Genomic DNA, 23,405 nt, shown 5'->3' on the forward strand with positions numbered 1-23,405 from the left:
TACAAATGACACTGGCAATATATTAAGAAATTGCGACCATATGAAAGGTGAAATGGATAACCAATTAGCCGGAATAAACTCAACAATAACATCATTTAAAGAAATTGTTGGGGAAATTGAAAAAGTGATTCCTGAAATTCATAGCGCAAATTCATTTGCTAAGGACATTAATGAGGAAAAGGATCATATTTTAGAAAGAGTAGAAAATACATCCGCTATATCACAAGAAACATCAGCTGCAGCGGAGGAAATAGCCGCTTCTTCTGAAGAAATGAGTGCAACTGCTGAAAGTCTGTTTTCTACCGTAGAAAACTTAAGAGATATGGCTAAAGATATGATTCATCAAGTGAATAAATTTAAATTATAGTAATACATATTTAATATGTATTGGCGTAATTGCAAGAGGGGATATGGTAGTGACCCCCTCTTTTTTTATTGGCATGACGTTGTTTTCGGTATTGATTTAATAAAAGCAACTATCTATCTTTTTAATTAGAATGCAAGACTTACTATATAACTATGCAATGATTTAAAGAGCGAGCATTGTTGCTGTCAAGTTCCATTGTACCCCTTATAACCTAAGCCTGGCTTAAATTATTAGGAGTGTGAAGCAATGAAGAGCAAAACAGTAAATAGTGGAATATCCTTATTAAATTTCGACGGTACATTGGAAAAACAACTGTTACTTCAACAATATCCAAACGAATGGATAGATTTTTCTGATTTAAAGGATTGCAATGGTTACTGCTATGAAAAATCTATGCGGAAACTTCAACTTCGCTTACTATCTCGAAAGTATAAAAACATCACTTTTATTGGCAACGGAAACTATCACTATATTACGTATTTATTGTTATCAGATATTGAACAGCCATTTTCACTGGTCCTTTTTGATCACCATACTGACCTTGTACAGGAGATTGACATTCCGTTTATTGCTTGCGGTTCATGGGTCAGTACAGCGCTAAAGGAACTGCCGCTGCTGCAGTACGTTGTCATTATCGGAGCAAATCCGCCTAATCGTAAACAAACTGTTCCCGACAACGTAACAATCATATCTGAGCAAGAGGTAGGTTGCTTGTCTGCGGCGGATATTGTACAGCTTATCCGTTCTGTATTACCTCAATATCCGATTTATATTAGCATAGATAAAGATGTACTTAGTCAGGAAAATGCCGTAACAAATTGGGATCAGGGCAGCATGACTTTGCAACAGTTGCTTAATATTATTCGAGAGCTAAAAGCAACTTATCCGATTATCGGGACGGATATTTGCGGGGAACTGCCGCTAGTTGATGCGTCTCAGTCTGATATTCATATGCAGCATCTGAAAAAAAACGAGATTGCCAATAAGGCAATCGTTGATATAATGCTAGCTGATCAATTTGTTAACTATAAAAATCAGTTTATTTTCTCATAATGGAATAATAAAAAGGCTTAGTTGATGGGATGAATGGAATGATGGATTGGATGATAATAGCTTTGAAGCGGGCTCTTTCGCTTCATCCGAAGGAAGAAATAATCTCAATAAAAGAAGCTCATGGCGGGGACATCGGTCGCTCATATTTTGTTGAGACTAAAGAGCGTAAACTATTTGTAAAGTATCGCACTGATCTTTCCAGCCTTGTCTTTCAGCGAGAAGCAGAGGGACTGGCACTATTACGAGAAGCAAAGGGACTGGCAGTGCCTGAAACGTTTTATGCTGGGGAGATTCCTGGCAAGGAAGGCGGCATGATCGTATTAGAGTGGATCGAGTCGGGGGTTTCTCACCAAGCAACGGAAGAAGAGCTGGGCACAGGAATTGCGGAACTGCATAAAAAACAGTCTCCTAACAGATTTTTTGGACTAGAAAACGATAATTATATTGGCTTGCTTTCCCAACCAAATGGCTGGTGCGATACTTGGCGAGAATTTTATTTGCAGCGACGTCTCTTGCCTATGATTAAATTAGCGGAGGAACGTGGCAGATTGCCAGTCATACGAAAAAAGCGGCTAATGAAGCTTGCGGAATCACTGGAAAAATGGATACCAGCAACAAGCAAACCGTCCTTACTTCATGGGGATCTTTGGCATGGCAATTGGATTAGCGGAGCACAAGGACAACCATATCTCATCGATCCTGCTGTTTTCTATGGGGATCAGGAATACGAAATAGCATTTACGGAATTGTTTGGCGGATTTTCATCCACTTTTTACGCTGCTTATGAAGAAGCATATCCGCTCTCTCCCGAATACGAGGAGCGACGTTCTTTATACCAGCTTTACTATTTGCTTGTCCATTTAATTTTGTTTGGTGAATCCTACGGTTCAGCAGTTGACCGTGTGTTAGTGCATTATGTAGGATAACTTCCAGAAAAAGTGAACTTTAACTACGATGTTACGCCTTCGCTCATTAAAGTTAATGAAGTTATTTATGGAGAGTTAGAGGAAGAAACGATTACATTTTGCAACATGGAACAGCAGCAACAAATAAAGAAACAAGATACTTTTCTTGAACGCATTAGGTAGTCTTGGTATTAATCAACTTCAACTTCAAGGTATTGTTGAGAGTGACGAAACCTTCTTCCGTGAGTCTTTAAAAGGAAAGCGTAAAATTACCTATAGAAAGGCTAAGAAACGTGGAGAAAAAGACGAAAAAAGAGGGATTTCTAACCTTAAAATTGCCGTGGTCGTGGCACAAGACCGTAATGGAAATATTATAGCTACTAATTATAAGAAGTTTGCAAGAATTAAAGGGTTACAACATGAAACAATCAACGAACGACAACAACAACGTGTGAAAAAGGGAATCTACCACATTCAACTTGTTAATAACTTTCATAATCGTCTCAAAGGTTGGATGGAACGCTTCAAAGGTGTGGGTACTCGTTATTTAGATAACTATCTTTATTGGTTTCGTTGGTTAGAACTGAGGAAACATTTAGCATTTGATAAACGTGTAGAACAAATGCTTATTTCAGCATGTCAAAAATCTAACTATAATACTGTTGAAACGCTAAGAAGTGTATAAAAAAAGAGCCACAGGTTAGTGACTCGCTCTAAGTAGTGATTATGTAGTGCCTACGCTTTACATGCATCTACAAATTTTTTCGCCGCTATTAATGACATACCTGTTTCTTCTCTCAAAAACTTCACCGTTTTAACCTCACCGATGGAATTCAATTTCTCTTTTACTGAGGTAATCAGTTTCTCATTATATATTTCAGTATAGTCCATGTAGTAACACCACCTTCTATCTATAATATTCTATACGAATATTTAACCCTTTAGTTTCAATTAAACTGTTTTTGATAGTTTGAAATTCATTTTATATAAGAAAGATTGTAATATGAAGTGCGACACCTAAAAAAATAACTCATGACGAATTCGTGTAGAATGAAGTTACCAGACACCACCTACAAGGAGAACTCGTCATGAGCTATACACATCTTACCATAAACGAGCGTACAAAAATAGAAACATTATTACATTTAGGATGGAGTGCAAGAGCCATTGCACAGCAGATCAAGCGCCACCATTCTACGGTTTCTCGTGAAATACAACGCATGAATAACCACTCTTCTACTTATGAGGCTAGCGACGCACAAGCCGATTATCAGCACAAGCGGATGCAAAGTAAACCAAAAGGAAAGTGGAACAAAGACAGAGCACATTACCTTACTCAAACTCTGGCTGCAACATGGTCTCCAGAACAAATTGAAGGTCGAATGAAACAAGACGATCCTGAGCACGCGGTATCCTTTAAGACCATCTATCGCTGGATTTACCAGGGGAAGCTCGTCCAAGGAAACACCATCTTCTTGCGACACAAGGGAAAGCGTAGAAAGCCTCGTGAAAGCAGAGGTCGCTTTAATCTTGGATTATCCATCAGGCAACGTCCAAAAGAAGTGAAGCAACGTGAAACCTTTGGTCATTGGGAGCTTGATACTGTCGTTTCTAGCCGTGGTAAAAGTAAAGGCTGCTTGGCTACCTTTGTCGAACGAAAAACACGCTATTACTACGCTGTAAAAATGCCTGACCGTTCAGCCTTGTCTATGGAGAAAGCTGTTGCTACGGCTTTAGAAGAACTTGCTTTACCTATGTTTACAGCTACCGTTGACCGTGGGAAGGAATTCGCTTGCCATCAAGCATTGTTAGAAGAACACGGCTTGATGGTTTACTTTGCTGATCCTTATTCATCTTGGCAAAGAGGCAGTAACGAAAATGCCAATGGGCTTCTCAGAGAATTCTTTCCTAAGAAGTTCGACTTAAACACGATAGATCAAGCTGAACTTGAATGTGCTTTAGATTTAATCAACCATAGACCACGTAAATGTCTAGGTTGGAAAACTTCTCACGAAGCGATTATGGACGAGTTGTCGCACTTAGCTTGACAATCTATCATTTTAGTATTAAGTTCCCCATAGTCTTATGCCACGATTAACTGAATGGAAAAATTAGTTTGTGGTTTACTTTATATTAGATATATAATAAAAGTTATATATTGGAAATATATTTTAGAATTATTTGGAAATTGCAATACTATAAATTAAACAGTAATAGATGCAGATGAGAAATAGAATAAATGCTGTTTAATTTCAAGGCCTGTTGTTTGACAAAATACAATTAAGGTGGAGAAAACTATGGGATTTCTATTGAAGGCTTTATCTGTTTTAACTGGTAGTTCTGAAGAAACATTATTAAATGCACGAGCTGAAATGTCAAACAAATTTGGCAGCGGAAGATTAAGCACTGAAACGGAAAGAGAGTATGTATTCGAACAGCTATATTTATTTCTAAAAAACAATGGTATCCCGAGAGAACTTTCCAATGAACCGACAGGTGTAATCATCGGTTTTATTTTAGATTATCTCGTTCAGGACAAAAGAAATGGACGTTTCATACAAGTTACTAATCGAGTGCTGGTAGATTTTTATAATTTTGAGCTTGGCAATACCGATACACTAATAGAAGCATTATTAAAAATGGGAATTGATTTTGAACGATACGTTGAACATAAAGCGGGGTAATGATTGATGAGCGTTTTTTATCCAGCCGATCCGATTAATGATAAACAACTTTTATTAAACATTGTAGCAGTTAACTGGTACAATGAATGCTTAGAAACTGACTTTGAACTATGGCAGGTCCTCTGTAATTTTAACAATCATCAATTAAGAAATTTATTTGATGAAACGATGATGGGCGACTATCGCTTTGCATCATTCGTAAAAAAATCAATTAAGCTATGTTATGGCGGAGGATTTTTTGGTCCTTCTACACTTGCTATGAATAATTTTATTACGGATCTTAGAAAAACGATGAATAGTATGCACTAAGTCTAAGCCATAGCTGCAAAAGCTAGCAAAATTCACTAGAAAGCGTATGGCGCGGACGATAGAATTCAATCTTTTTTTACTTTTTTCGCATAAATATGAATGAATATAGTTGTCAAAAATGAAAAAATGTAGTACTTTATAAACAATCGAATAAGAATTTCCACATACGGGTGCTTGAGGGAATCAGGCTGAGATTGTAGCTGTAGTCCGCTACTGACCGGTTGATCTGATCTGGATAATACCAGCGTAGAGAGGGTGATGGAAGAACGTTTATTTTCCGTGCAATCAAACCGTCTAGCTATGTCTGGACGGTTTTTCTTTTTGTAATTTTGATAAGAAAAGGAGAATGTTGATGAAACAGTGGAAATTTACAGATGTGTTAGTAACGATTATGGTGGGCATCGTATTTGGAGTAATTATGAGATTTTGGGACGACTTTTATACGTTTCTTTCACCTATTTTGCCAACATTGAAGCAGCTAGTTTACGGAATGTGGTTTATGGTAGGTCCGTTTGCGTTTCTGCTCATTCGCAAACCGGGCGCCTCTTTGCTTGCTAGCTTAGCAGGTGCTGGGCTGTCTGCTGTTATAGGACACGGTGTAGAAGTATTAATATACGGGTTTGTCCAAGGGCTGGCTGCCGAGCTATTATTTGCAGCATTTCGCTACAAATCGTATAACATCGCAGTAGCGGGAATTGCAGGAGTGATGTCTTGTTTAGGAAGTTTTTCGCTCGATCTGTATTACGGCTATGCGGATTTGGAAGCCTGGGCGCTAGCTGTGAAATATGGATTAAGAGTGGTAAGCTCGTTTATTTTCACTGGTATATTCGCTTATTACATTATTAAGGCGCTTGAAGCTACTAAAGTAACGAACTTAATTCGTCCTGTTTCTCCAGATGAGTATAAGCAACTAGATCAGTAATTGATTACTTCCGATGCAAGGGGGATCTAGCGATATAGCTAGGCAAGGAGGAACAAACATGATAGTTGCAAATAGTAAATCTCAAGAAATTCCTGTACACGAAGGAAATCGTGAGGTTCGTGAGCCCCAAAATGTGGGTAATTCTTTATCGAACAATATGATTATTCATGATTGCGACATCTGCCTTAGTGTAGAAAATTTGCGGTTAAAATTTCCCGGGGAACCGAACATTTATTTTCAAAATTTAACCTTGCATATTCCTCAAGGACAAAAAGTGCTTATTTTAGGTCCAAGCGGTTCAGGAAAATCTACGTTATTGCAGGTGCTGTGCGGCTTAATTCCGAATTCCATCGAAGTGCCGCTGAAATATAGCCATATTCAATTGCCTGAATCGTGGGGATTTGTATTTCAAGACCCGGATACTCAATTTTGTATGCCCTGTGTGGACGAAGAGCTTGCTTTCGTGCTAGAGAATCTACAAGTGCCGCGACAAGAAATGGAATCGCGGATGCGTGAGGTGCTCGCTTGGGTAGGGCTATCGCTAGATAATCTTCATATTCCGATTCAAAAATTGTCCCAAGGGATGAAACAAAGACTAGCATTAGCCTCTGTATTGCTATTAAAGCCAATGACTGTGTTTTTGGACGAACCTTCGGCTTTACTGGATCCAGAAGGCACTGAGCAAATTTGGGCAGCGATAAAACATTCGCTAAATGATCGTACAGTAATCTTGGTTGAGCATAAAATTGACGCGATTTTAGACTGGATCGACAGAATCATCATGTTGGATGAACAAGGGCGACTTCTTGCAGACGGCACGCCGAGCGAGGTGTTTCGTTCTCATAAATCAGCATTAGTCCGGTATGGAATATGGTATCCTACAGTTTGGGACGAATATTTGGAATCATCCCGTTGGAAAGAGATCAAGGCGAATCGGCAACAAGCGGGTCTTTCTCTTATTGCTTGCAGCGATAATAGTTGCTCGGTCAACGAATCAATTTTGTCATTAGCACAATTTGATGCGTATCGTGGCAAACAATGCAAGCTGCACATCGATATGGCAAATATCGCTGCACAATCTTGGATTGCCGTGACGGGTGAAAATGGTGCAGGAAAAAGCACACTATTACTTGCTTTAGCACAGTTAATTTGGACTGCGGGGAAATATATTTTGCATGGGAAAGAGTTTTCTGAGCAATTGAAAAAACGTCATGTGCCAGAGGGAATAGCGCTGGTGTTTCAAAATCCAGAGATGCAGTTTGTGGCAGATTCTTTATTCGATGAATTAGCATTACCTTTAGTCAAGGAAGGAAAAAGACAGGAAGAAATTGCTGTGGAAGTACAGCGGCTGCTTACATATTTCCATATGGATCATCTCGATCCCCAGCGGCATCCGTATGACTTATCTTTAGGGCAAAAGCGCAGATTGAGCGTAGCAACGGCAATGTCTAGACAGACATCCGTGTTGCTGCTGGATGAACCGACATTCGGACAGGATGCACGCAATACGTTTGCGATTTTAGAATATTTAGAGCAGCTAAGAGTTAATGGGAAAACTATCGTTATGGTGACGCATGATCGGCGCGTGGTCGAACATTTTGCCACTGAAGAATGGGTCATTGAAAAAGGGCGTTTAAAGGAAATACGCAAGATTTGGCGCTCATAATTGTGCAGCAAAGGATGACAAGGTTAAGCGTGACGTCCTTTGCTGACATTACAGGACAATGGAGGGAGAATGACGTTGTTCGAATGGTTTGCACCACAAAGAATAACATGGTTGCACGAAGCAAATCCTGCATGGAAAGGTTTGCTAATGTTTTTAACGATGCTGGTGCTATTTTTCTGTCGTGACCTTAGCTTTATAGTAGTTATGGCATTTTTATACGGCGTGTTTTTATTTATATTTAGCGGAATTTCTTATCGTAAATTGCTGCTTCTTTGCTTGCCTTTTCTGCTTACATTTTTGTCTTCTTCATTAACATTAGTTTTATTTGGTAAAGGGGAGCATGTGCTGTGGCAATGGGGGATAATTAAGATCTCTGAAGAAAGCGTGAGATCGGGACTAATTATTGGAACGAAGTCGCTAGCTATTGGGATGATTAGCCTCGTGCTTCTGTTAACGACTCGTCCAGTATTATTATTTTATGCGCTAATGCAACAATTTCGCTTTCCTGCCAAATACGCATACAGTTTTCTCGCTACAGTAAGATTAGTGCCAAACGTTATTGAAGAGTGGCAAACGAGGTCGCACGCCTTGAAGGTAAGAGGGATAACCTTTTCCAAAGGGATAAAAGGCATTTACGAAAGGTTAAAGCTTTACAGTGTGCCGTTGTTTGCTCAAAGTATTCGTCGGGCGCAGCGCATGGCGATTGCTATGGAAGCAAAGCAGTTTCGTATGGATCAATCGCGAACGTACTATTATAAGACGTCCTACTCCAAAATTGATGCCTTTTTAACTCTGTTTGTTTGCGCTACATTGCTAGTAGCATTGTCGGTATCTTTACTAATGAGTTATCAAAACATATGATTTTTACAAGCCTTGATTTCACTGAGTTTTTTCAGTGAATCAGGCTTACCCAGTTGTTAATACAGATGACAGCCCACGATATTCCGTTGAACTATATAGGAGTTAGTTATTTTTTTATTTGTTGCTTGCATTTTTTTTAATAAATTTCCGAACAACAATAATTGCTATAAATGCAATGAGTAAATAGAAGATATACTTATATTGCTGTGATACTGAAATAATCTCATATGAGATAGAGGCTAATACAAAACCATAGATCATATTGCCGATTGTTGTAGCGAAAACAAAATGAGAAATTTTCATTTTACTTAAGCCAGATACGATGTTAATTAAATTGGTCGGTAAAAACGGAAGTATACGACCTGATAGAACAAATAAAAAGCCGTTTTTATTAATTTTTTGCTCATATTTTTTAAATCTGTCTGAGTGAAAGAAACCTGCAAAAAAATAACGAATGGAAAGAAAGATCGAAGTACTGCCAACAACACTGCTAAAGGTGCTAAATAAATAACCGCACCAAAAACCAAACAATGATATATTAATTGTAATGACTACAATTAGTGGAATAAAGGTAAATAAATTTTGCAGTAACATTAAAACCATCATAAAGCAAATCACGATAGGCAGATTATTATGAGCAAGTTCTAAAATAAACTGCGGTGATAAATCAGATACTGAAATCCCGCTTTGATAAAGAATAAACAATAACCCTAATAAAATTAGGGCAAAAATCGTTCCACGCAAGTATAATGCTCTTCTTCTCATGATGTTTTCCTCGCTTGATTTAACTACTTAATATGCCAGCCATTATCTTATCATGCTGCAAAATGGCTTACAAGAAAAATGCCGCTATTATCTCAATATATAGCCATGTAATTAGGATATTGAGGCTAAAGAAATGAAAACCAATTTAAAACTATTTGATTAGATCAAGGGCTATGTTAAAATAAATTGGATAGTATGAGTTAATCGTCCTTATGGTTAATCCAAAGGGCGATTTTGTTTTTTGAAGTGCAGCAATCGGAAAATTAATGGTTGGGGTGTTAGAAGAAGTTATGAGTGAAAAACAGCAAGATTCGCAGCTTAAACGTGGTTTAAGTAACAGGCATATGCAATTAATTGCGTTAGGCGGTTCAATTGGCGTCGGTTTATTTTATGGATCGAGTTCTACGATTCAAATGGCTGGTCCATCAATTTTACTCGCCTATTTAATTGGCGGCTTAGTCATTTTTACAATTATGAGGGCGCTTGGTGAAATGGCTGTAGCTGAACCGATTTCGGGTTCATTTAGTTCATATGCTAATAAATATTTAGGTAACTTTGCAGGATTTTTAACTGGCTGGACTTATTGGTTCATGTGGATTGTCGTCGGCATGGCAGAATTAACGGTAGTCGGTGTCTATATAAACTATTGGTTCCCTGATATTCCGCAATGGGTTACTGCGCTGGTTGTTCTTGTCGTTATGACGCTTGTTAATTTGGCAAATGTAAAAGCATATGGAGAGTTTGAGTTTTGGTTTGCTTTAATTAAAGTTCTTGCAATTATTGGGATGATTGTGCTTGGCTTAGCGATTATTTTATTTGGGGTAGGGAATCACGGCGAAGCGGTTGGTTTTGCTAATCTTTGGTCGCATGGCGGATTCATGCCAAATGGCTTTCATGGACTATTCATGTCGCTAGTATTAGTGATGTTCTCGTTTGGCGGGGTAGAATTAGTTGGGATTTCCGCAGGAGAGGCGAAAAATCCAGACAAAAGTATTCCGAAAGCGATTAATAATATTGTATGGCGGATTTTAATTTTCTATATTGGTGCATTAGGTGTAATGATGGCGCTATATCCTTGGAATGAGGTTGGTGCTGAAGGCAGTCCGTTCGTACAAATTTTTGATTATGTCGGAATTCCTGCAGCAGCTCATATTATTAACTTTGTTGTGCTTACAGCAGCAATGTCTGCCTTTAATAGCGGACTATACGGATCAGGAAGAATGCTATTCAATTTATCTTTGCAAAAAAATGCGCCTAAATATTTTACTACACTAAGCAAAAATGGCAGTCCGAAGAGAGGCATTCTTTTTTCATCTTTTATGTTGTTAATTGCAGTAGTATTGAATTATGTAGTGCCAGAAAAAGTGTTTATTTATATTTCCGCTGTGGCTACAGTTGCTGTAATTACAAGCTGGATGATTATTTTAATTACGCAACTGAAATTTAGAAAATCTATATCAAATGAAGAAGCAGCAGCGTTAAAATTCAAAATTCCGCTATATCCGATTTCCACATATATTGCCATCACTTTTTTGCTTATGGTAGTTGTGTTAATGGCATTTATCGCGGATATGCGCGTTGCGCTATATGTCGCGCCGATTTGGTTTATTATCCTGTATATTGGGTATAAGGCGATTAATATTAAGAAGTAGCTATCATTATCAACGAGGAATAAGTTAGGTTACTTTACCGGGCACAATTCATAAGGATTGTGCCCTCTTTAATTGCAGGGTTAATTGTTAATTTTTAAATCTTCAAATACCATGCGTCCATTGCAGAATGTTCAGATCCCTCTAATGGTTGATTTAACAGAGAGAATCCATACTTTTCATATAATTTGCATGCAGCTTTTAATGTATGCTTAGTTTCTAGATAACACTTATTATAATGTTTGCTTGCAAAATCTAAGGCGGTGTCCATTAAAAGATTCGCTATGCCGCGGCCTTGCACTTCAGGAATTAAGTATAGCTTTTGTAATTCACAAATTTTTTCTTGTTCATTAAATGGGGCTATCCCGATTCCGCCAACGATTTTACCATCGCTCTCAACTACCCAATAGTTGGCATTAACGAGATTGCTATAATATTGATGAAGATTGCTTAGCTGCGGATCATAATAAGCTGTTCCTGGAATATCTAAGCCAAGTGATTTTAATGATTGTTGAATAATTTTTTTTATGCGGGCATTATCTTCTTTTTTGATTGAGCGAATATTCATCAATAATTTCCTCCGAATTTCTTAATGAGATTGTGAACACTCCATAAAGTTGACATAAGATACATTTGAAATTAACCTATAATATATCTTTTATATTATACTATCTAAACGGTGTGATTAAAAATTGGATATGAGGCATATTGTTTTTCTGTAGATGTTGCAATTAGTTAACTGATTGGTGTTATTAAAACTGTCGGTAATGGTAGTGGAAATATAATAATATTTCCTGCAAGTATGCATTTCCACCCATTAATTTTATATTGAAACGTTGAATAATATCATGTAGCATTACAAGATACCAATCATTAAACTGACTCATATAATTGAGGGAATATGGCCCACAAGTCTCTACTGGACAACCAATGTAATTGTCTAACTATGGGTGGAATAAATCTAAGGCTTATTTATATGTATGAAGACGTATATTAAAGACCGCAGGACAGTTTCACTTGAGATATTTAAGAGATTAAACTCATTTGAAACTGTTCTTTTTTATTAATAATTTACAAAGGGGCGTTGACAGCGAATGAGATTACTTCAAGAAAGAATACGTCAAGAAGGATTAATTTTATCGGATACCGTATTGAAGGTGGATTCCTTTCTTAACCATCAAGTGGATACTGAGCTGGCACTTGAAATTGGAAAGCAGTTTGCTAATATTTTTGCCGATCGAGGTATTACAAAAGTAATTACTATCGAGGCTAGCGGTATTCAATTTGCAATGGCTACTGGTATCGCCTTAAAAGTTCCATTTGTATACGCGAAAAAGAAGAAGGCCGTTACCTTACATGAGCAGGTGTATTCCGCTCCTGTGCATTCATTTACTAAACAAGAAACATATCAGGTTTGTGTTTCTGCGAAATATATCGATAAAAACGATAAAGTACTTATTGTCGATGATTTTTTAGCGACAGGTGCAGCACTTATTGGCTTGGCCGATATTGTAAAGGAAGCCGGAGCTGAGCTTGTAGGAGTAGGCTGTGTTATCGAGAAAAGCTTCCAAGAAGGTAGACGTTTATTAGAAGAAAAAGGTATTGAAGTACATTCATTAGCTCGTATTGCTTCGATGAAACCTGGGGAAATTACCTTTATAGAAGAGGATGCTGCTCAGCAAGTCGCGGTGACAAGTCATGCTGAATAAAAGAAAAACGATAACTTTGGGGCTGCAACATGTATTAGCGATGTATACCGGTGCAGTAGTAGTTCCTATCATTGTCGCTGCCTCGCTTAATTTAACACCAGCACAACTTTCGTATTTAATTGCTGCTGATTTATTTGTATGTGGAATTGCAACTTTGTTACAAGTAATGGGGACTAAGTTTGTTGGCAGCGGCTTGCCAGTCGTCTTAGGCTGTACATTTACTGCGGTTGGACCTATTATTGCGATAGCTTCTTCATCTAATTTGGCAACGGCATACGGGGCAATTATTATTTCTGGACTATTTCTAATTGCTATAGCACCGCTGTACGGTAAACTATTGAAATATTTCCCTACAATTGTAACAGGTTCAGTCGTTACGATTATCGGTCTTTCGTTAATTCCTGTAGCTATGAAAAGTGCAGCAGGCGGGGAAGGCAGTGCTGATTTTGGTGACGGCAGAAATTTACTGCTTGCTTTATTGACATTAATTATTATTTTGCTTATTAATCGCTTTGCTGCTGGATTCCTTCGAGCGATTTCGGTGCTTATTGGAATTATCGCAGGGACGGTTGTAGCTTATTTTATGGGATTGGTGCAATTTACAACTGTTGCCGAGACATCTTGGTTTAACATTGCACAGCCATTTTATTTTGGCACTCCGCAAATTAGTGTTACTGCAATTGTAACTATGATTATCGTGAATATTGTTAGTATGGTGGAGTCGACTGGTGTTTACTTAGCAGTCGGTCAGGTAATAGATAAAAAAGTAGAAGAAAAGCAAATTGTAAATGGTTTGCGAGCTGAAGGGATAGCCATTACGTTGGGCGGTATTTTTAATGCTTTTCCGTATACAGCATTTTCACAAAATGTAGGTTTAATTTCATTAACAAAGGTAAAATCTAGAAGCGTTATTTTTGCTGCTGGCGGAATTTTGGTCGTACTCGGTTTATTGCCTAAATTAGCAGCATTAACAACAGTAATCCCTGATGCTGTATTAGGCGGTGCGATGATTGTAATGTTTGGATCGGTTGCTGCTTCTGGTATTTCGCTCTTGTCCGAAGTTGATCTACAGAAGGGAAATAATCTAATTATTGTCGCATGCAGCATTGCCGTTGGATTAGGCTCAGCAACTTTGCCGGAAATGTTTGAGCAGTTGCCTGAATTCGCTAAAATGTTATTGCAAAATGGGATTGTTTCAGGATCGATTACAGCGATATTGTTAAATATTTTGTTGTCAAAGCGTGCTGACATAAAGTAATAAACGTTTTGCATTCATTTTGCTTAAAGAGCTAAGGCCGTAATAAAGGTTAAGATCGTCCTTCGGTTATCCAAAGGACGTTTTTTTATTGCAACGTAAAGTGTGTGGAGATATAAAGTATGAGGAGTTATTCGTATTTATGAAAGAAAAACAGCAAGATTCGGAGCTAAGAAGAGGTTTAAGCAATCGACATATCCAATTAATTGCGCTCGGCGGATCAATTGGCGTCGGTTTATTTTATGGATCGAGTTCAACAATTCAATTAGCTGGACCATCTATTTTACTTGCCTATTTCATTGGCGGACTAGTCATATTCACAATTATGAGAGCGTTAGGTGAAATGGCTGTAGCTGAACCAATCTCAGGTTCATTTAGTACGTATGCCAATAAATATTTAGGCAACTTTGCAGGATTTTTATCTGGCTGGACCTACTGGTTTAACTTAATTTTAGTTGGAATGGCGGAAATAACGGTAGTGGGTGTATATATTAACTATTGGTTCCCTAATATTCCGCAATGGGTTAGTGCGCTGGCCGTGCTGGTTATCTTAACGTTAGTTAATTTAGCTAATGTTAAAGCTTATGGAGAATTTGAGTTTTGGTTTGCGCTTATTAAAGTTATTGCGATTATCGGGATGATTGTGCTTGGCTTAGCGATTATTTTATTTGGGGTAGGGAATAACGGCGAGGCAATCGGTTTTGCTAATCTATGGTCGAACGGAGGATTTATGCCAAATGGCATTAGCGGTATCTTAATGTCGCTTGTCTTAGTGATGTTTTCCTTTGGCGGTGTTGAATTAGTTGGTATTTCGGCAGGGGAAGCGAAGGAACCGAGCAAGACAATTCCGAAGGCGATTAATAGTATCGTATGGCGGATATTAATTTTTTATATTGGTGCATTAGGGGTAATGATGGCAATTTACCCTTGGAACGAGGTTGGGACAGAGGGCAGTCCATTTGTGCAAATTTTCGATTATGTCGGAATTCCTGCAGCAGCTCATATTATTAATTTTGTTGTGCTTACTGCGGCGATGTCTGCGTTTAACAGTGGATTATACGGCTCAGGTAGAATGATGTACAACTTAGCATTGCAGAAAAATGGACCTAACTATTTTGGTAAGCTTGGCAAAAATGGCAGTCCAAAAAGAGGGATAGTATTCTCTTCATTTATGTTATTAATAGCAGTACTATTAAATTATATCGTACCAGAAAAAGTGTTTATCTATATTTCTTCTGTTGTGACAGTCGCTGTTATTACAAGCTGGATGATGATTTTGCTTGCTCAATTGAAATTTAGAAAGTCCAAATCGAAAGAGGAAGCTGATGCGTTGAAATTCAAAATCCCATTTTATCCAATGTCAACGTATATTGCTATTGCCTTTCTGCTGATGGTGGTTGTATTAATGGGATTTATCCCAGATATACGAGTTGCTCTATATGTTGCTCCGGTATGGTTTTTAATTATGTATGTGGGGTATAAGGTGTTAACGATAAAAAGTAGATAGTATATGTCACAATTGGGCTGCTGAAACAAATAGTACTATAATGAGAATATAAGATTTATTAGTAAAAGGTTGAGTGGAGGTGCAGCATGGTACTTGTTACATCGGCAGAAATGCGAGCAATTGATCGATATGCGATTGATGTAATTGGCTTGCCAGCACTTGTATTGATGGAAAATGCGGGCAGAGCTGTAGCTGAAGAAGTGATTCGGCTGCAGAGTAAGCTGCAAGCTGATTGTTTGCATAAGCAACGTTCTCCTCGCTGGTTAATTCTCGTAGGAAAAGGGAATAATGGCGGCGATGGGATTGTAGTGGCGCGGCATTTAGCTGAGCATGGTTACGAGGTGCATGTTGTATATGCAATTTCACCTGCTGATTTTCAAGGAGAGGCAGCCATTCAGCGGGATATTGCTGCGCGGATCGGTATTAGCACTTCAATCTATGGGACAGGTGAGCCTATAAATTGGGAGAAGTGGGATGGAATTGTCGATGCGCTGTTAGGAACGGGAACATCGGGTCCGCCGCGCGAGCCTTATGCTTCTTTGATTGAAGAGGCAGTTAACAGCGGTCTTCCAATTGTCTCTGTAGATTTGCCCAGTGGACTTAATGGCGATACAGGAGAACTGGCAGAGCCGTGTATTCGTGCCCGTCTTACTGTAGCACTTGGTTTGATGAAACGAGGCTTGCTTCTTTATCCAGGCTCGGAAGTAGCTGGTGAAGTTGTTGTAAGATCGATTGGTATTCCCGAAGCAGCGGTTCAGCAGCAGAGAGTACATACCTTTATTTTAGATAATGCGCTGCTTGCCAAACGGTTTGGGTTAAATATTCCGCTAGTCAGAAAGGCAGATACTCACAAAGGCACTTATGGTCATGTTCTAGTGGCAGCAGGCTCTAAAAATATGAGCGGAGCGGGCTTGCTTTGTGCAAAGGCAGCCTTGAGGTCAGGTGCCGGTCTTGTAACATGGGCGGTTCCTGCACTTCTGGCTTTGCCACTGGTTGGATGTTTGCCAGAGGTGATGATTATTGGTATGGGGGATTCAGAAAGTGGTCAGTGGAGCACAGTTGATCCGCAAATAATTGGCAAAGAGACTGCTCGCAAGCAGGCTGTAATAATTGGGCCGGGTATGGGGCGCTGGCAGGGCGATTCTGCATGGTTAAAAAGCTTATGGCAATCGATCGAACTTCCGCTTGTGTTAGATGCGGATGCGCTGAATATGATTGCAGATGATGATGAACCGTTCGCTAATTGGCCTAAGCGCAAGTTTCCAACCATTTTGACGCCTCATCCAGGCGAGATGGCGCGACTTTGTCAAATTTCCGTGCCACAAGTACAGCAAAACCGCATTGAGCTTGCTCGACAGTTTGCTCGGCAACATGACGTAACGCTAGTGCTTAAAGGAGCGCGAACGGTTGTAGCTGCACCTGATGGCACTGTTTTTGTAAATACGTCAGGCAATCCAGGAATGGCAACAGGCGGAGCAGGAGATGTGTTAGCGGGGGTTATTGGCGGACTGCTAGCGCAAGGATTAGATGGAACAGCAGCCGCTGCTGCAGGAGTTTATTGGCATGGATTAGCAGGTGATCGTGCTGCGGCTGCGCGCTACTCTGCTGCGGCATTAATCGCTGGAGACATTATTGATGCATTGTAAGCAATAAATAAGCAACTGAGCATTCCTATTCTAGCATGGGTGCTTAGGCTATAACGACAGAGTCTTTTATAAATGTTGACAATTTGGATAAAAATGGCACGATATACCATCCTTAACTATAGAAGTGTTCACCAAACACCAAAGCCTGAACTATGCGTTCAGGCTCTTTTTACTTATTGATTTTAAGGTCAGCTTAACGATATTGATGTGTGCGTAATGTGATAATTTGGATCTGCAAATTTGCTTATGCTATCATATAATAGATGCTGGTTTCTTCATAATTAGTCGATAGATTATCTAATGGACGTTAATGCACGTTGTCATTGTTGCTGAGATCAAATGTGAACCATCCATTCGAAGTAGGCGCAATAATTAGGGTGCAGATGACAACCGAGAGTGAAAACTATTTATCGAAGATGTTAGCAGTTAGCGATATGGAGCAGAAGAATTACGTACCGATAATAGTTTACAAGAATATCGAAGTAAACATTTTGATGTAATGAATAGAATGAAGTTTTTGACACGACAAAGATTGTCCTACAAGAAATATTGTCTGATGATGCTAACATCGTCGTTTCATTGCGTTGCGCCTATCAATTAAGCAAGCTTAAAGAAATAGGAGTGTGAAACAATGAAAAAAAGAACGATGAACAGCGGAATTTCCTTGTTAAACTTTGATGAAACGTTGCCAAAGCAACAACAGTTGTTCCGAGGATACCCGTTTGAGTGGATTGATTTTTCCGATTTGCACGGTTGCCTTGGTTACTGTAGTATCGATTCCTTACGTAAAATTCAAACTCGTTTAAAATCAAGAAAATATAAGCGTATCACTTTAATCGGGAACGGAAACTATCATTATGTCACTTATGTGCTGCTTTCAGAAATCCAGCAGCCGTTCTCGCTAATTTTATTCGACCACCACACTGATCTCGCGCAAAATAACGATATTCCGCTTATTTCCTGTGGTTCGTGGGTCAGCACCGCGCTGCGAACTTTACCGCTCTTAAATCGTGTCGTTATTATCGGTGCTCACCTTTCAAATCGCGGCGAAACATCCAGCATTCCCGACAACGTCACCGTTATCTCTGAGCAAGAGGTAAGTCATCTATCAGCCTCGGAAATTGTGCGCGCTGTCTGTTCTCTTTTGCCCAACCAGCCAATTTATATTAGTATCGATAAGGATGTGCTGGATCGAGAAAATGCGATCACGAATTGGGATCAGGGCAGCATGACTTTACGACAGCTATTAGATGTGATTCGTAAACTGAAAAGAACCCATCCGCTTGTAGGTGTGGATGTTTGCGGTGAACTGCCGCTATCTCCCATAGATTTTCTATCGGACGAGCGAGCACGGTTACTTAAGAAAAATGAGATTGCCAACAAGGCGATCGTTGATCTGTTGCTGGCTGGGTGATATGATAAATCAACTATTCATTGATATGCAAGCAAGTTGAAAGAGAGCGAAATGAGAAATTCTGAGCATTTAAGAGAAAGACACTTTTAGTGCTTATACGAAAAATGAGTTGAACATTTAATTTTTGTCATTAAAAATAACAGATTGTCATGAAATTGTTGCATTGAACATCCCACCGATTTATAATCATATAGGTAAATACAGGGTGGAAAATTACGTTTGTGCTATTTTACGTTCGTGCTAACAACGAGTTTAGTTGCGTATAATTATCGTTAATGATAAATAATGACATTAACATAAAACAGACGCCTGATTAGCTGTGCAAAATTGCACCGGTAATTAGGCGTCTGCTCTTTTTAAATAACTTCATAGAGATAAACAACTTCATAGAGAAAAGAGGAAGCAGAGTTGAAATTTAAGCTAGGTAGCAAAATAAATCTTTTGTTTTTAAGTATTATTATATTATTTGCCGTTATTGTTGGTGTTGTGGTGAAAAATCAAGTGGAAGAAGGGATCAAGGCGTTTGCTGCTGAAAAAGCAAAAAGCGATTTGAATTTGGCATATCGTTATATAGATGAATATTATCCTGGGGATTGGAGGATAAAAGAGGAGCAACTTTATAAAGGCGATGTTCTTATTAACGGAAATTATGATATTGTCGATCAAATTAGTTCAGATACTGAGGGTACAATTACACTTTTCCAAGGAGATACTAGGGTTTCAACGAACGTATTAGTGGATGGTGAGCGAGCAATTGGCACTAAGGTTTCCGAAATTGTAGCAGAGGCAGTACTAACTAATAAGCAAAACTATGTAGGGGAAGCTAGCGTTGCTGGTCATCTCTATCAAGCTGCATATCGACCTTTATATAATAGTGAAGGTGACGTTATCGGGATGTTGTATATCGGTGCTTCCCAAAAGATGATTGAAACGATCATAGCGAAGATTATAAAAAGTTTAATAATATCGCTTGTTGTTATTATTATGATTGCTATTGTAATCATTATGCTGTTTACAAATCGAATTAAAAAGCGTTTATTAACCATTAAAAATGTGCTAAAGCAAGCTGGAAGCGGGAATTTAACACATACATTAGTTGATCAGGCTAGTGATGAGTTAGCAGAAGTATCGTTAAGTTTTAATCAAATGTCTGCTAATATGAGAAACTTATTACATAAAGTTACTGGGAATACCAATCAAGTGGAAGAGTCAGCAAGCGGTTTACTGCTAAACGCTCAGGAAAATGCTGTTTCGACTAAACATGTTGCAGAGTCTGTTGCTGCAATTACAGAACATGTGGTGCAACAACAGCAAATGATTGAGCAAAGTGCATTAGCGATTAATGAAATTACGCAAGGTATTTCACAAATTGCCGAAAATGCATTGAATGCAGCTGGTGCTTCAGATAAAATGTACCCAATAAGATGGACACTTGAAAAAGGTTATCTTATTGGGTCTTTTTTTGATTATAATGAACAAAACAACAATCGGAGCCGATGAATATGAGCAAACAATTATTTACAAGAAAACAACAGGAACAATTAAGACAAAATCCTTATGTAAAAAGAGTTAGCGAAAAAGCAATTACGTATACGGACGCATTTAAGCAGTTATTTATTCACGAGTATGAGCAAGGGAAACTCCCCTCTCAAATTTTTGAAGAAGCTGGGTTTGATGCAGAAGTGTTAGGGATGACACGTATCTGGAAGGCCTCTAGTCGTTGGCGTGCAGCTTATAAGGATAACGGAGTAGCAGGATTAGAGGATACACGTAAATATAGTTCTGGTCGTCCATTAGAGCGTGAGTTAAGCATCGAAGAGAAATATGCACGTTTAGAGGCGAAGATGAAATTAGTACAAGCAGAGAATGAACTATTAAAAAAGCTCGATCAACTAGAAAGGCAGATGATGAAAAAGAAATCCTATTAAGTACCAGTCAAAAATTTCAACTCATTCATCAGATTATTGAGAAATATCAATTAAAACGACTTGCTAGCTATCTTTGTAAACTCACAGGCGTATCACGTTCAGGTTATTATGGTTATTTCAAAGAAGAGGCAGTACGCAATCGGAGAAAACGTGAGGAAGCCGATATGAAATTGAAAGCGATCATTCTAAAAGCCTATCGTTTCCGCAATCGAAACAAAGGGGCACGTCAAATTAAAATGACGTTAGAAAATCAATATCAGATTATATTTAACTTAAAACGAATTCGTCGTATTATGAAAAAATTTTCAATCATATGTCCGATTCGAAAGGCTAATCCATATCGAAGAATGGCGAAAGCAACAAAGGAACATCGAACATGTCCAAACCTGCTACAACGTCATTTTAAGCAAGGGGTAGCAGGAAAAGTATTATTAACGGACATTACCTATTTAACGTACAAATACGGAAAACGTGCCTATTTGTCTACCATAAAAGATGCTGTAACAAATGAAATTTTAGCCTATGAAGTATCCGATAAAATCACTTTAGATATTGCAATCAACACGCTCCAAAAACTGAAGTTAAAACATCGTCATTTAACCAAAGATGCTTTTATTCATTCCGATCAAGGTATGCACTATACGCATCCTAAATTTCAAAAGTTGGTAAAGAAAATGAAGTTAGGTCAATCGATGTCACGTAGAGGGAATTGTTGGGATAATGCCCCACAAGAATCCTTCTTTGGACATCTCAAAGATGAAACAAGGATTAGTCATTGTGAAACGTTAGACGAGGTTAAACAAGAAATTAAGGACTATATGATCTATTACAATTACTATCGTGGTCAGTGGAATTTAAAAAAGCTGCCGCCTGCAAAATACAGACAGCAGCTAGAACAAGTCGTCTAACCTTTTAATAATTGTCCTTTACAGAGGGTACATTTTAAGAGGAAAGTATTCAAAAAGCGATGAATGGACAGCAGTCCGTTGAAAATGTTGTTCATCAAATTGAACGCATTCATGAGGTGAATGTTGAAACAAATGACGTTATTATTGATTTGAAAATTCGAGCTGATGAAATAGGAAAAATAACTGAGGCAATTACAGCTATTGCTAAACAAACGAATTTGTTGGCATTAAATGCAGCGATTGAGTCAGCAAGAGCAGGTGAACATGGCAAAGGGTTTGCCGTTGTAGCGGAAGAAGTTCGTGAACTATCTGAGCAAGCTAATAGTTCAGCAGCCATGATTACTAACATCGTAGAATCGATTCAGTTTGATACGGAAAAAGTATCCCAAATGATTGAAAATACTGATCATGAAATAAAAAATGGGATTCATGTTGTTAAAGATATGGGCAGCGCGTTCCAGCAAATTGTTTCTTCCATTGCCGTAGCGAATAAAGGAATACAAGAGCTGTCAGCTGTAACTGAGCAGTTGACTGCTGGCATGGAGGAAATTAATTCATCGATGGACAATGTTGCCTACTTAGCAAAAACAACCGCAGCGGATGCTGAAACAATTACGGGCATTACAGAGAAGCAATTGGAATTAACCGAGCAAGTTACTGGAGCAGCATCAGCTCTTGCAGGAAACGCTAAAGAGCTGCGTATCGCAGTAACTAAATTTGAAATTTAATTTGACAATACACGGTTTGGTATGACGAAGAGGCTAGGCGTTGTATAATCATTGGCACATCATGAGATAATATGCGATATTTTACCCATTTTATGGACCTTAAAAAGGGGGAGCGGGATGGAACTTTGGTTTCTTGGAACTAGCGCAGGAATGCCAATTCGTGAAAGAAATGTAACATCTATCGCACTTAAAATATCAGAAAATGGCGGGGCATTTTGGATGTTTGACTGCGGAGAGGGAACGCAGCATCAGATGATGCAGACGCCCTTAAAGTTAACTCGTTTGAGCAAAATTTTTATTACGCACTTGCATGGCGATCATGTCTTTGGTTTACCAGGTGTATTAAGCAGTCGTTCAGCGCTAGGCGCAACAGAAAAATTAGAAATTTACGGACCGCCAGGCTTGCGTGAATTTGTGGAAGCAAATTTACGCATAACGGAAACATATCTTAATTACCCGTTTGAAATTGTAGAAATTGTAGAAGGAGTAATTTACGAGGACGACAATTTTATGATTGAAGTTGCTCCATTGGATCATCGAATACAGTGCTTCGGTTATCGAATTAAGGAGCATGAGCGAGCGGGAACACTTAATGTTCGCTGGCTAACTGAAATGGGAGTGCCGCCTGGTCCTATTTATGGAAAATTGAAAGCAGGAATTGATATACAGTTAGAGGACGGTCGCATTATTTGTGCAGCTGATGCAGTGGGTGAGCCGAAACCTGGTCGCATTATAACTATCCTTGGTGATACCAGACCATGTGCAAACGCCATAAAGTTAAGTGAGGGGGCGGATGTACTTATTCATGAGGCGACATTTGCTCATATTTTAGAACAAAAAGCATATGAATATGGACATTCTACCGCGTTGCAGGCGGCTCAAATTGCAAGTTCTGCAGCTGTTAAAAAACTATATATTACTCATTTTAGCTCGCGATATACAAATGAGGATTTGGCAAAGTTAGAGGCAGAGGCTAAAAGTTTATTTCTGCATACAGAAGTCGCAGCAGAACTTCAATCGTATACGATACCTAAAAACGGATTCTAAACTAAGAATCTGTTTTTCTTTAATCAAAAAAATATTATTTTAGCAATAAACAAGTGATATAAGTGACTTACTTTGGGTTTGA

At 38.6% G+C, this 23,405-nt stretch carries 22 protein-coding genes, 1 pseudogene and 2 riboswitches; of the genes and pseudogenes, 20 read left to right on the forward strand and 3 right to left on the reverse strand.

The window, feature by feature from the left end; genetic code table 11:
• Positions 1-40 precede the first annotated feature (40 nt).
• From AC2TDL_RS12415 to AC2TDL_RS12430, 4 genes and pseudogenes are all read left to right on the forward strand, one after another.
• Complete coding sequence (locus tag AC2TDL_RS12415) at positions 41-367, forward strand: hypothetical protein (RefSeq protein WP_484696416.1); 327 nt, start codon at positions 41-43, stop codon at positions 365-367.
• A 246-nt stretch (positions 368-613) separates the two neighbouring features.
• A complete protein-coding gene (locus AC2TDL_RS12420) occupies positions 614-1,420 on the forward strand; it encodes an arginase family protein (protein ID WP_484696417.1) in 807 nt (268 codons plus the stop codon).
• Positions 1,421-1,458: 38 nt separating this feature from the next.
• Entirely contained in the window at positions 1,459-2,346 is an 888-nt protein-coding gene (locus tag AC2TDL_RS12425; protein ID WP_484696418.1) for a fructosamine kinase family protein, read from the forward strand.
• A 127-nt stretch (positions 2,347-2,473) separates the two neighbouring features.
• Positions 2,474-3,010, forward strand: a pseudogene (locus AC2TDL_RS12430) (IS1595 family transposase); the annotation flags it as partial.
• A gap of 50 nt (positions 3,011-3,060) precedes the next feature.
• Here the strand turns inward: AC2TDL_RS12430 and AC2TDL_RS12435 are convergent.
• On the reverse strand, positions 3,061-3,216 hold the full coding sequence (locus AC2TDL_RS12435; protein ID WP_484696419.1) for a hypothetical protein: 156 nt from the start codon (positions 3,214-3,216) through the stop codon (positions 3,061-3,063).
• A gap of 197 nt (positions 3,217-3,413) precedes the next feature.
• On the opposite strand from AC2TDL_RS12435, the gene AC2TDL_RS12440 reads away from it, so the two are divergent.
• The 6 genes from AC2TDL_RS12440 (at position 3,414) to AC2TDL_RS12465 (ending at position 8,767) form a co-directional block, all read left to right on the forward strand.
• Complete coding sequence (locus AC2TDL_RS12440; RefSeq protein ID WP_340834498.1) at positions 3,414-4,373, forward strand: IS30 family transposase; 960 nt, start codon at positions 3,414-3,416, stop codon at positions 4,371-4,373.
• A 249-nt stretch (positions 4,374-4,622) separates the two neighbouring features.
• Positions 4,623-5,009: a hypothetical protein gene (locus AC2TDL_RS12445; protein ID WP_484696420.1), complete on the forward strand. Its 387-nt coding sequence runs from the start codon at positions 4,623-4,625 to the stop codon at positions 5,007-5,009.
• Between the two features lie 6 nt (positions 5,010-5,015).
• On the forward strand, positions 5,016-5,318 hold the full coding sequence (locus tag AC2TDL_RS12450) for a hypothetical protein (RefSeq protein WP_484696421.1): 303 nt from the start codon (positions 5,016-5,018) through the stop codon (positions 5,316-5,318).
• 156 nt (positions 5,319-5,474) lie between these two features.
• A riboswitch (TPP riboswitch) is annotated at positions 5,475-5,588 on the forward strand.
• Positions 5,589-5,670: 82 nt separating this feature from the next.
• The gene (locus tag AC2TDL_RS12455; RefSeq protein ID WP_484696422.1) at positions 5,671-6,240 is read left to right on the forward strand and encodes an ECF transporter S component; all 570 of its coding nucleotides are present in this window, start codon (positions 5,671-5,673) and stop codon (positions 6,238-6,240) included.
• Between the two features lie 58 nt (positions 6,241-6,298).
• Positions 6,299-7,906, forward strand: a complete 1,608-nt coding sequence (locus AC2TDL_RS12460) for an ABC transporter ATP-binding protein (protein WP_484696423.1) — start codon at positions 6,299-6,301, stop codon at positions 7,904-7,906.
• Positions 7,907-7,975: 69 nt separating this feature from the next.
• Positions 7,976-8,767 carry an energy-coupling factor transporter transmembrane component T family protein gene (locus AC2TDL_RS12465; RefSeq protein WP_484696424.1) on the forward strand — a complete coding sequence of 264 codons (792 nt, stop codon included), beginning with the start codon at positions 7,976-7,978 and terminating at the stop codon, positions 8,765-8,767.
• A gap of 114 nt (positions 8,768-8,881) precedes the next feature.
• Here AC2TDL_RS12465 and AC2TDL_RS12470 read toward each other — a convergent pair whose 3' ends face one another.
• Positions 8,882-9,532: a TVP38/TMEM64 family protein gene (locus AC2TDL_RS12470; protein ID WP_484696425.1), complete on the reverse strand. Its 651-nt coding sequence runs from the start codon at positions 9,530-9,532 to the stop codon at positions 8,882-8,884.
• Between the two features lie 290 nt (positions 9,533-9,822).
• Here AC2TDL_RS12470 and AC2TDL_RS12475 point away from each other — a divergent pair, with 290 nt between their 5' ends.
• Positions 9,823-11,184: an amino acid permease gene (locus AC2TDL_RS12475; protein ID WP_484701163.1), complete on the forward strand. Its 1,362-nt coding sequence runs from the start codon at positions 9,823-9,825 to the stop codon at positions 11,182-11,184.
• A gap of 94 nt (positions 11,185-11,278) precedes the next feature.
• Here AC2TDL_RS12475 and AC2TDL_RS12480 read toward each other — a convergent pair whose 3' ends face one another.
• The gene (locus AC2TDL_RS12480) at positions 11,279-11,749 is read right to left on the reverse strand and encodes a GNAT family N-acetyltransferase (protein WP_484696426.1); all 471 of its coding nucleotides are present in this window, start codon (positions 11,747-11,749) and stop codon (positions 11,279-11,281) included.
• Between the two features lie 295 nt (positions 11,750-12,044).
• Positions 12,045-12,148, forward strand: a riboswitch (purine riboswitch).
• Positions 12,149-12,275: 127 nt separating this feature from the next.
• Here AC2TDL_RS12480 and AC2TDL_RS12485 point away from each other — a divergent pair.
• The 9 genes from AC2TDL_RS12485 (at position 12,276) to rnz (ending at position 23,323) form a co-directional block, all read left to right on the forward strand.
• Entirely contained in the window at positions 12,276-12,890 is a 615-nt protein-coding gene (locus AC2TDL_RS12485; RefSeq protein WP_484696427.1) for a xanthine phosphoribosyltransferase, read from the forward strand.
• Entirely contained in the window at positions 12,880-14,148 is a 1,269-nt protein-coding gene (locus AC2TDL_RS12490; RefSeq protein ID WP_484696428.1) for a nucleobase:cation symporter-2 family protein, read from the forward strand. Before AC2TDL_RS12485 ends, AC2TDL_RS12490 begins: the two co-directional genes overlap by 11 nt.
• Before the next feature lie 139 nt (positions 14,149-14,287).
• Positions 14,288-15,652 carry an amino acid permease gene (locus tag AC2TDL_RS12495; protein ID WP_484701165.1) on the forward strand — a complete coding sequence of 455 codons (1,365 nt, stop codon included), beginning with the start codon at positions 14,288-14,290 and terminating at the stop codon, positions 15,650-15,652.
• Positions 15,653-15,738: 86 nt separating this feature from the next.
• Positions 15,739-17,298 carry an NAD(P)H-hydrate dehydratase gene (locus AC2TDL_RS12500; protein ID WP_484696429.1) on the forward strand — a complete coding sequence of 520 codons (1,560 nt, stop codon included), beginning with the start codon at positions 15,739-15,741 and terminating at the stop codon, positions 17,296-17,298.
• A 631-nt stretch (positions 17,299-17,929) separates the two neighbouring features.
• The gene (locus AC2TDL_RS12505; protein ID WP_484696430.1) at positions 17,930-18,712 is read left to right on the forward strand and encodes an arginase family protein; all 783 of its coding nucleotides are present in this window, start codon (positions 17,930-17,932) and stop codon (positions 18,710-18,712) included.
• Between the two features lie 408 nt (positions 18,713-19,120).
• Entirely contained in the window at positions 19,121-20,212 is a 1,092-nt protein-coding gene (locus AC2TDL_RS12510; RefSeq protein WP_484696431.1) for a methyl-accepting chemotaxis protein, read from the forward strand.
• A gap of 2 nt (positions 20,213-20,214) precedes the next feature.
• A protein-coding gene (locus AC2TDL_RS12515) for an IS3 family transposase (RefSeq protein WP_484696053.1) occupies positions 20,215-21,548 on the forward strand; the annotation gives its coding sequence in 2 pieces (ribosomal slippage) (positions 20,215-20,599 and positions 20,599-21,548; 1,335 coding nt in all).
• 59 nt (positions 21,549-21,607) lie between these two features.
• A complete protein-coding gene (locus AC2TDL_RS12520) occupies positions 21,608-22,276 on the forward strand; it encodes a methyl-accepting chemotaxis protein (RefSeq protein WP_484696432.1) in 669 nt (222 codons plus the stop codon).
• Positions 22,277-22,393: 117 nt separating this feature from the next.
• Positions 22,394-23,323, forward strand: coding sequence for a ribonuclease Z (gene rnz, locus AC2TDL_RS12525; protein WP_484696433.1), 930 nt, complete (start codon positions 22,394-22,396; stop codon positions 23,321-23,323).
• The last annotated feature ends 82 nt before the right edge of the window (positions 23,324-23,405 follow it).

This window comes from Paenibacillus sp. plas6 (assembly GCF_057221655.1).